This is a genomic window from Devosia sp., assembly GCF_017307565.1.
GTDB lineage: Bacteria > Pseudomonadota > Alphaproteobacteria > Rhizobiales > Devosiaceae > Devosia.
The window spans coordinates 1-1,362 of the sequence record NZ_JAFKHD010000376.1 but is presented as its reverse complement, the minus strand read 5'-3'; the positions used below and the strand labels follow the sequence as shown (position 1 = coordinate 1,362).

The window sequence follows — 1,362 nt, the reverse complement described above, 5'->3', positions numbered from 1 at the left end:
TATTACGGTTCTGTCCGCGTCTACCCCACCGACACCGAACTATCGCCGGAAGATCAGGCCGTGCTTGACGAGCTGGAAGCGGAATTGGAAAGCCTCGATTTCGAGGGGGCGACGCTGGAGCCGCAGGAACGGGAGCAGCGACAGGCCACGCTCCACGAACAAATCGAGCAGCTTGACCGCAAGACCCGCGTCTACTCCGAAGCTGACTATCTGGCCGCTGGCGCATTCCTCACCATCAGCAACTTTGGGAAATTCCGTATCGAGCGCGGAATGATGTCGCACGGGCCCAAGGACGATAGCGCCGAGGCCGAGCAGGACGAGCGCAAGGATGAGGACGAAGGAATAGACCGGAGTGTCGTGGCGAAACCAGCAAAGAGCGCCGGGTTGGACGATCTGTCGTTTTCACTGCTCGAGGACTTAAGCGCTCGCAAAACCGCAGCGCTGCGTGTTGCCCTTGCCAATAACCCGGACGTTGCACTTGTGACGGTCGTTCATGCCATGCTGCTGCGTGTCGGCTACAGTTACGCGCGAGAACAGAGCGCTGTGCAGGTGAGCGTCACCCCTGAATATCTCAAAGGCTCCATTTCTGATTACGAGGATTACGCTCCGGTCGTCGAGTTCGCCAGCATGTGGGAGAACCTTGGTCACGCCATTCCCGGCAACCCGAGCGATCTTTGGGACTGGCTGATATCCAAGACCACCGATGAACTGCTGTCCCTTCTTGCGGCTGCCACTGCAAAGGGCGTCAACGTGGTCGAGAAGAAGTTCTCCGACCGAGGGCAGGCGTTCGAGCATGGCAAGGTGCTAAGCCAAGCACTCGCCCTCGATATGGCCGACTGGTTCACGCCAACCGCTGAAAACTTCTTCAAGCGCGTCAGCAAAGACCAGATCGCTACGGCCATCAAAGAAGCCATTGGTGATGATGAAGCAGCCAAGGCGGTGAAAATGAAGAAGGGCGACGCTGCAACCTATGCCGAAAAGCTCTTTAAAGATCGACGTTGGCTGCCCCCGCAGCTGCGGGCATGCGTCCCACAGGAACCGGCTTGCTGATAGCTCTCCCAAGCCGAGCCGGTCGCGCCTCGCGCGACCGGTGTTTCACATACCCCCAAGAATCGCGGTAGCCGCGATCCCGGCATCGAACCGGGATCACGGCTTTGTCGCCCGCTTTACGTGCGCCACAAGCGGGGTCATCCGGGCCGAGTCGGCCCGGAGCGAAAGCTGGTGCCACTCAGGGCTGTAGTATGAAGCCGGCGGTTTGCCGAATTGTCAGCTGACAATTTCGTAAAAAATGCTGCAAAATCAACGTGGTTTCGATTCTGCAAGGGCGCATTAGGAGTTCATTAACCCAATATTCCTTGACCG

General features: G+C 58.2%; 1 pseudogene. It reads left to right on the top strand.

Features of this window, described 5'->3' with window-relative positions:
• Positions 1-1,050, top strand: a pseudogene (locus tag J0I64_RS15440) (hypothetical protein); the annotation flags it as partial.
• Positions 1,051-1,362: the final 312 nt, after the last annotated feature.